Here is an 8,001-nt window from a genome sequence, read left to right as displayed (position 1 = left end):
AGCTGGTACGACTTTATGTGCGTCGGTTCGATTCAGAGCTTCATCGGTCGCCAGCACAAAGGGGGACCGAACTCGCGGGGGCAGCAGAAGCTGTATATCGGCCCCTGGCTGCATGGTCGCTTCAACAAGGTCAACAAAGTCGGCGAGATGGAATACCCGGAGAATGCCAACTTTGACATGATGACGGAGATGATCCGCTGGTTTGATCATTACCTCAAAGGGGTCGACAACGGCATCGAGAAAGATCCCAACGTCCGTTATTACGCGATGGGCGCGGTCGGCGAACCGGGTGCGCCGGGCAATGAATGGCGGGCCGTTGCAGACTGGCCCGTCAAGACCGTGGAAACACCATATTACCTGCAACCAGCGGGCAAGCTGGCGATAACGAAACCAGCAGGATCAGAGGCGTTTACCCAACTGACAGCCGACCCGCTGAACCCTGCGAAGATTGAAGCGCGCGGCTTCCCCGGTGCCCGCGATGCCCGCCAGGTTGAAGAACAGGAAAACGTGCTCACCTTCACCACCGATCCTTTAACAGAACCGGTTGAATGGACCGGCAATGTCAAAGCGGAACTGCTGGTCTCTTCCTCGGCGAAAGATACCGATTTCATCGTGCGCGTTTCGGACGTGTATCCAGACGGGCGATCCATTCTCATCATCGATATGATCCGCCGGGCCCGCTATCGGGATGGTTATGAACAGCAGGTTTTCATGGAACCGGGAGAAGTTTACAAAGTCCCCTTCAATGTCGGCTGGTTGAGCCAGGTGTTCAACAAAGGGCATCGCATTCGCGTGACGGTGGCTTCGACGGGGGCGCCTTTCTATGAACCCAATCCGAATACCGGTGAGCCGATCACGATTGAATTTCCTGAAAAAGTGGTCGTGGCGAAAAACAAAATTCATCACAGCCCGCAAAACGCATCACGTATTCTGGCGCCCGTTAAAAAGTGAATCTGGCGGGAGTCCGTTTGCGTACCTGACTGTTGCAATTGTTTCAATGAAAAGAGGATTACCATGAATCAGAATAAAACCGACCGACGACAGTTTCTGGCAGGCACCATGGGTGCCGCCGTCGCGCTGGGGGTCACGCAGCGTGTGCAGTCTGCTGACTCAAAACCGAAACAGCAGTTTTACGAACTGCGGATCTATCGTACTCCTTCAGCCGACAAACAGGCGATTATCAGTAATTACCTGGAGCAGGCTTTACTGCCGGCTCTGAAGCGGGCCGGGATCACCCAGGTCGGTGTGTTCAAACAGATCGACGTCGAAGATGATCACTCACTGTACGTGTTGATCCCCTTCAATTCACTGGAGCAGTTTTCCTCGTTGAATGATGTTCTGGAAACCGACGAGAAATATCACCAGGCAGCCGCCGAGTACTTCTCTTTTCCAAAAGAGTCTCCCGCTTTCACGCGGATTGAGAGCCGACTGATGAAAGCCTTCAAAGGAATGCCTCAATTAAAAACACCGGAAGGCAAAGGTCCCCATGTATTCGAACTGCGGACCTACGAGAGCCACAATGAAAAGCTGGCGAAACTGAAAGTCGACATGTTCAACTCCGGTGAAATTGAAATCATGGAAGACGTGCAACTCGCGCCCGTGTTCTTTGGAGAGATGCTCATCGGCGGCGATGTTCCCAACCTGACTTATATGTTGTCCGCCCCCAGCCGTGCGGCGCATGAGAAACACTGGGATGGATTTCGCGCGCATCCGAAATGGGAGAAAATGAAAACCATGGACAAATATAAAGGGACCGTCTCGAAAATCACAAACTGGTATCTGGAGCCGCTCCCTTACTCGGCGATTCAGTAGCGGAAAACACATCAGGATTGGCTGGTGTATTCTATCAGATACCAACTGACATTCGGTGATTCTCACTTCCTTTTCCAGAACTTCAGCGAGATACCTGACTGTCAGCGACCTGTTATTCTCTACAGTCATACTGTTTCCATAAACAATTACTATTTAACAAGATACAGCCTGCCCCCTCTTACCGCCCCTCAACTGTGATGTTAAACAGTGGGGGCAGGGTGGGTTGGAATCTGTCGTGAAACCCGAAATATGCTGAATGGAGGTTAGATTCTGAGTGGGATACCGTCTATTCTAGTGCATGTGAGTTAGCGAGTGTTTTTTAAGCTGTCTGGTATGAAATCAGCAGTTAACACTCTCCAATGAACTTAGATTTCCCTCTTCTAACGTATTGGAATTTGCATGCCTGATAAGCAGGCCAATCGGTGGTCGGCAGAGATTGAGGCGGTATATTTGCGAGACGGTCGAGAAATTTGGGCCTTATTATATGCTCAATGCTCTGACTCGGATCGTGCATATGACGCACTCCAGGAAGCGTTCGTACGTTTACAATCACAAGAAATAGAGTCAATTCGAAATATCCGGGCCTGGGTTTTGACTGTTGCTCAAAACTGGCTGCGCGATTATGCCCGTCGGCAGAATCATGCAGCGAGGCCTGCAGATTATTTAGACAGTATTGTAGGTAAAAGTTCAGAGCCATCGGAGGCTCTGGAAAAGGAAGAGCGAAACGGCCAAATCCGGCAAGCACTTCAACAACTTCGAGCCGAGGACCGGGAGGTTCTCGTACTTCGTTATGCACTAGGATGGTCATCAAAACGAATGTCAATAGCGCTCAATACATCAACGTCTGCTATTGATATGAGGCTTTCTCGCTCGAGAAAGCGTCTGTGTGAAGAGTTGGAAAAAGTGGGGATAGATCATGAAACCGTATGACACTTCAGGAATGCTCGAGAATGACGATGAGCTGGAGAGTGTTCTGCGCGAATATTTTCAGCAGGAGATGCCTCCCGAGCTCCAGGAACTTTCCGATGTCTCCGATGAAGAGTTTGAAAAACGACTTCTGCAGAGACAGCCGGTGGGAAACGTCAACGCTGATCCGTTTACGTCCCGGCGACATCGCGCCTTCAAAATCGGTCTGTTGACGTCTGCTGTCTGTGCCTGTCTCGCACTGGGAATGGGACTGCTGCAGTTTCTACCTGAAGAAAATCCAGCGATCGTTGATCGAGTCGTACCGGTCAGTCCCGCCAATGACACCGCGCCGCCCGCCAGGGGGGAGACTGATGAGTCCGAAGAACTGGATTCCAATACGCTGGTTGTTGTTGATCATGGCAACAGCCCGATGGATTTGACTCCCAAAGTCGACAAAAATGTCAAAGAATCAATTGATATTACACTTTATAATACGGAACTGGGACCTGTTGAACAGCGAACAGAACTCTCATGGACGAACATTACGGTGGAGAATCCCCAAACGGGTTCCAACGTGAAAATGTCGATGCCGGAATTAACGATTGATTTTGTCCCCGTGGATAAAGGGGGACTGTCTCTGATCGGAGACGAGAGCGGCGGGAACGGACAGTAATGACCGTTCGCTGCGAAACGAATATTACAAACAAGCGGGTAAGCAGGAATCATGCTATCGGGCCACTTGAAGGATCGATCCTGAACGTAAGCGTCACGTTACCAGGTAAGGGAGCGGCGGTCTTTCTTGCAACATTTCAAGGCAGTACAATGAAACAATGTCGACGGTTCTTAATGAGCGGTCTCATTTTGTCACTGCTGGCCGGTCAAACAGCTTTCGCGGATGACCAGCCGGTATCGGCGAAAAGACCAGACCAGGCAAATGTCAAACAAAACGAATCAGAGTCTGCGAAACAGGCAATGCCGGCGGAGTCTGATCAGACATCTGCCCAGGGCGCAAAAGCCCGTTTTCAAGTCACCAGCAGCCCCACCGGCGAAGCGCACCTGCGAAATTTTGTAGGGATCGTCACGGAACCCGTTCAAGCGGCACTGGCTGCTCAGTTGAATGATCTCATGAAAGAAGGTCAGGGAGTCAGCATCAAGCTGGTTCTGCCGGATTCTCCCGCTCAGAAAGCCGGGCTCAAGATGTTCGACGTCCTCACGACGTTCAACGGCAAAACAATTACTTCCTCTGATATACTGCGTAAATTCGTACTGGATTCAGAAAAAGGGAGTAAGGTCGAACTGGGTGTCATCCGTGCGTCCCGACAACAGACAATCGAAGTAACTTTGACGCAGAAACTGTATCGAAATTATAAATTCACCGTCAAACCGATGGGACAGGATTCCCCGGCAAAACAACCGGAGAATCCCGCCGCTCCCGCCCCTGAAACGCCCTCGAAACAGGATGGCATTATTGCCTCTCGGTCTGGCGAAAAAGAAACGAAAGGCCGCGAACTGCCGATCGGCTTCAGCCATGCTCCTGTGACGACCACGCATAACCTCAGTCTGTTGTTTGTCGGCAGTGTGAAAGATGGTTATTCCGTAGAGATCAGTTACCAGGACGAAACCGATACCCTGCAGACGCATCGCTTCACAGGCAGTATCGAGGAAATTACCGAACAGACGATCGATATGCCCGGTCATGTCCAGACAATGATCAGTGAGCGACTCAAAGAACTGAAAATCGCGTTACAGGGGAAAGCCAGTTTTCGACTGCAGATCAAACCACATATGCAGGGTAAAAACCGATTCACGCGTGTCTTTCTCAGTCGAACCACAAAAGAACGATCCGTCCGCATGGTAGAACTCGATCATCATCTGGGTAATCGTCCTACCTTGAACGTCAACCAGATACTCGGCAACCAGATTTTCACATCCGAACTCAAACAGCTGACGCCTGCGATTCAGGAACAGATTCGCGCAGCCCTGCATCGCGTTCGAATACCGACCATCCAGATACATGCGGATAACCCGATTTAAGCGCACTTAACATAAGCCATAGAAAAAGCAGCTGTTTCTGAATCAGGAACAGCTGCTTTTTTATTTGCATGATTGGAGACGTGGCTGACTTCTTATAGAAAGCCGCGACGTCGCTGACTGCTGTAGCGCTGTAACGAATCTTCAATGATGGGAAAGGCAGCAGAAGCAGACTGAAATTCTTCGACTTCGACCGTCTTGCCTTCCAGCATTTTGTAATCCTGGAAAAACCGTCTGAGCATGGCCAGCCGATGCGGAGGCAGTTCAGACGCTTCTGTAAAGGGGTTATATTCCGGATCATTGACAGCAACGGCGAGGATCTTATGGTCCGGCTTACCGCTGTCAATCATGGTCATCACGCCGATGGCCCGGGCATCCAGAATCGTCAGGGGATCAACGGGTTCCTGACAGAGTACCAGTACGTCCAGTGGATCATCATCTTCAGCCAGCGTCTGGGGAATAAATCCATAGTTGGCGGGATAATGGACTGCAGAATAAAGCATGCGGTCCAGCCTGAGCAGTCCCGTTGTTTTATCCAACTCATACTTCACTTTGGAAAAGGTCGGAATTTCAATCACGGCGGTGAAATCGCGAGGCAGGTTCTGCCCCGGAGTCACATCATGCCAACAGTGGGTCACTGTTTCTCTCCTGAATTGTTTCGATAGATTGCAAAAAGATCAGTTGATGGTGCGCGTTATCAACTGGAACGTATCTCATTTAACCAGCGCGTCTCATTCTATCATAATCTGCCCAGATAGCCCCGGAGACGCAGCAGTAAATCTGGATACAGGTTAATTTACTTTAAACAGTTCAACCCGGAAGTGTAATGTCGCCCCGCCCGGAATGACTGGTGGCATTCCCCGGGCACCGTATCCCAGTTCGGAAGGAATAATCAGTTCGACTTCTCCCCCTTCACCGATCAACTGCAGACCTTCTGTCCATCCCGGGATCACACCATTCAACGGAAACGAAATTGTCTGACCGCGACTGTAAGAGCTGTCGAATTCAGTACCGTCTTCCAGAGTGCCGCGGTAATGTACGGTCACTTGATCAGTCGGTCCTGGTTTTACATCGCTGCCTTCGCGAACAATTTTGTATTTCAAGCCACTTGCTGTAGACAAGTAACCTGGCGTTGTTTCGTCACTCACGTAAACTTCCATTTCTTCTGATTTGGATCTTCTGTGTGCCCGGGGATCGGAACTGACCGATACCGAACCAGTCTCTTCCTGCTGTTGAAAGTAACCTTTGCAACCAGCAACAGTGAGACAGAATAAGCCACATAAAACTAAAAACTGAGATTTTTTCATAGACTCATTACCTTATCTACCGGCAATCAATTATACTGCGGCCGTGACATCAGTAATGGTCTAAAACGATACCATAACTAATAGGCCTTCGAGTTGCATCTCCAGAGTGTCTGCCTTTTCCCGACTTCAGAAAAAGAGTCGTCACTCCGGTTTATGATGAACTGCGATGTTCACACTTCACAACGAGTGTGCACAAATCAAATTTTACTTATATAACAAAGCTCTGCTTAAATGATTGAGAATATCCACATCCGAACTGCAAAACATGAGGATATCAGCAAACTGGCTGAATTTATCGTCCCCTTTGTGGAACAGGAAAAGATCTTACCTCGCACAGCAGAAGAATTGAATGTATTAGTGGAAACCGGCTTTGTCGCGGTGGAACAGGTTGAAGAAAACGAGGAAATCGTCGGATTTGCTTCCCTGGAGATCTATTCCAGAAAACTGGCAGAAATCCGCAGTCTGGTGGTCGCCGATCATCGGCAGGGGATTGGTGTCGGTAAAAAACTGGTCTCCGTCTGTGTCGATCGGGCGCGTGAGAGAAACATTCTGGAAGTGATGGTGGTAACATCCTCGGACGTCTTTTTTCAAAACTGTGGCTTTGACTTCACCTTGCCCGGGGAAAAAAAGGCGCTCTTTATTCAACCCCATCTCAATGACTGAATGCCAGTGCAACAGGAATCGTTCAAGCAAATATCAACGGCATTCTGAAATTGTTTTTTTACAGGTCAGCAGGTATTTCACCTGTCGACAACAGTCGCTTTGGTAATGTAATCCAGGCGGGGAAACTCCCGTTTCAGATAGTGATTCCCCTCGTATTGCAATCTTGCCTGTGTTGGTCCGCGGCCTGCTGGAGAAGCTTCACCATAGCCGGCATACAGCGCCTCCACAATTTTCATGTCGGCTTGAGATACGAATCCGAACGGGGCAAATCCATAGCTGTCGAGCCGGCGATTATCATCATAGTTAATGAAGATTTGTGTCGATCTTGAATGCGGCGCCCCCGTCTTGGCAAACGAGACGTACCCCTTGAGATTGGGTTTGACGACCGGGTCATCCTGGATCGTCCGGTCTCGCCACTTTTTCTGTATTTCGGGATCGCCGTTAATACCAAACTGCGCCATGAAGCCATCAATGACGCGAAAAAAAGCACAGTCATTGTAAAATCCGGATTGAACCAGTTTGTAAAACTGATCTGCCCCGTTGGGAGACCAGCTGCGGGTCACATCAATATGAAAAGTACCCCGCGTGGTTTCCAGTTTGACACGATAGGTTTCCGGTGCCTGTGCCTGAAGCAGGCTTTGATTTCCCATCCAGACAGATGAGAACAGTGTCGCTGCAACTACCAGGAAATGCTTTCTTGATATCACGTTTTTCATTCCTTCTAAAAACACTCAATGAAAATTTATATCGGCGAAAGTTTAGTTGAAATCAGGTTTTTATCACAAGGTCGATTCAGAGGCTCTGCCTGAACAGCAGCGTGAATCGGCAGCCGTAAGAATAAAAAAAGCCGCCGCGAATCAGGGGGGGAGAATTCGCGACGGCCAGAGCCCGGGGCTGCTGACGATCAGCCCCTCTGCAGATCCCGCGATCTGCAACTTCTGGGAGTTGCCCACGATGGGGACAACTCCGTTTTTCTTAATATCCGAGGAGAGCTTCCTCTTCTTCTTCCTGGATGATGATTCGGGGAGTGACCATCATCATTAAACTTTCCGTTTCACGACCGACCCCGGTATTCTTGAACAGACGGCTGACATACGGCAGTTTGTTCAGAATCGGAACACCGGCCATGCTGCGACCTTCGCTGAGTCGTTTGACTCCACCCAGGAGGACAGTACCACCGTCGGGCACACTGACTGTGGTTGTCACAGTCACCTGCTCGACCACTGGCTGCTGAATGGTTGTGGTTCCCAGACCGCCACCCTGTTGGCCTTGCTGACCTTGC

General features: G+C 50.0%; 10 protein-coding genes. 6 read left to right on the top strand and 4 right to left on the bottom strand.

The features are described 5' to 3' along the window. The 5 genes from AACZ40_RS26960 to AACZ40_RS26940 form a co-directional block, all read left to right on the top strand. Positions 1–951, top strand: a 951-nt coding sequence (locus AACZ40_RS26960) for a CocE/NonD family hydrolase (protein ID WP_339676657.1), incomplete at its 5' end; no start/stop codon positions are given. A 63-nt stretch (positions 952–1,014) separates the two neighbouring features. Continuing rightward, positions 1,015–1,812 carry an NIPSNAP family protein gene (locus tag AACZ40_RS26955; RefSeq protein ID WP_291168744.1) on the top strand — a complete coding sequence of 266 codons (798 nt, stop codon included), beginning with the start codon at positions 1,015–1,017 and terminating at the stop codon, positions 1,810–1,812. A gap of 399 nt (positions 1,813–2,211) precedes the next feature. After that, positions 2,212–2,742, top strand: a complete 531-nt coding sequence (locus AACZ40_RS26950) for a sigma-70 family RNA polymerase sigma factor (protein WP_291168746.1) — start codon at positions 2,212–2,214, stop codon at positions 2,740–2,742. Continuing rightward, on the top strand, positions 2,729–3,391 hold the full coding sequence (locus AACZ40_RS26945; protein WP_291168748.1) for a hypothetical protein: 663 nt from the start codon (positions 2,729–2,731) through the stop codon (positions 3,389–3,391). The genes AACZ40_RS26950 and AACZ40_RS26945 overlap by 14 nt, the downstream gene beginning before the upstream one ends. A gap of 149 nt (positions 3,392–3,540) precedes the next feature. Then, positions 3,541–4,752, top strand: coding sequence for a PDZ domain-containing protein (locus tag AACZ40_RS26940; RefSeq protein WP_291168749.1), 1,212 nt, complete (start codon positions 3,541–3,543; stop codon positions 4,750–4,752). A gap of 92 nt (positions 4,753–4,844) precedes the next feature. On the opposite strand, the gene AACZ40_RS26935 is transcribed toward AACZ40_RS26940, so the two are convergent. Together AACZ40_RS26935 and AACZ40_RS26930 are read right to left on the bottom strand one after the other, a co-directional pair. Further along, the gene (locus AACZ40_RS26935; protein WP_002647797.1) at positions 4,845–5,387 is read right to left on the bottom strand and encodes an inorganic diphosphatase; all 543 of its coding nucleotides are present in this window, start codon (positions 5,385–5,387) and stop codon (positions 4,845–4,847) included. A 153-nt stretch (positions 5,388–5,540) separates the two neighbouring features. Then, the gene (locus AACZ40_RS26930) at positions 5,541–5,897 is read right to left on the bottom strand and encodes an FKBP-type peptidyl-prolyl cis-trans isomerase (RefSeq protein ID WP_291168751.1); all 357 of its coding nucleotides are present in this window, start codon (positions 5,895–5,897) and stop codon (positions 5,541–5,543) included. Between the two features lie 390 nt (positions 5,898–6,287). Between AACZ40_RS26930 and AACZ40_RS26925 the strand changes: the two genes are divergently transcribed. Further along, positions 6,288–6,719 carry a GNAT family N-acetyltransferase gene (locus tag AACZ40_RS26925; protein WP_291168753.1) on the top strand — a complete coding sequence of 144 codons (432 nt, stop codon included), beginning with the start codon at positions 6,288–6,290 and terminating at the stop codon, positions 6,717–6,719. Between the two features lie 77 nt (positions 6,720–6,796). On the opposite strand, the gene AACZ40_RS26920 is transcribed toward AACZ40_RS26925, so the two are convergent. Both AACZ40_RS26920 and AACZ40_RS26915 read right to left on the bottom strand, forming a co-directional pair. Continuing rightward, positions 6,797–7,426 (bottom strand): peptidylprolyl isomerase, encoded by a 630-nt coding sequence (locus tag AACZ40_RS26920; RefSeq protein WP_291168755.1) that lies wholly within the window; start codon positions 7,424–7,426, stop codon positions 6,797–6,799. Positions 7,427–7,694: 268 nt separating this feature from the next. Continuing rightward, a partial coding sequence (locus tag AACZ40_RS26915) for a hypothetical protein (protein ID WP_339676652.1) occupies positions 7,695–8,001 on the bottom strand: 307 nt, incomplete at its 5' end.

The sequence above is a fragment of the uncultured Gimesia sp. genome, from assembly GCF_963972345.1.
Classification (GTDB): Bacteria; Planctomycetota; Planctomycetia; order Planctomycetales; family Planctomycetaceae; genus Gimesia.
This window is presented reverse-complemented; position numbering and strand designations above follow the sequence as displayed.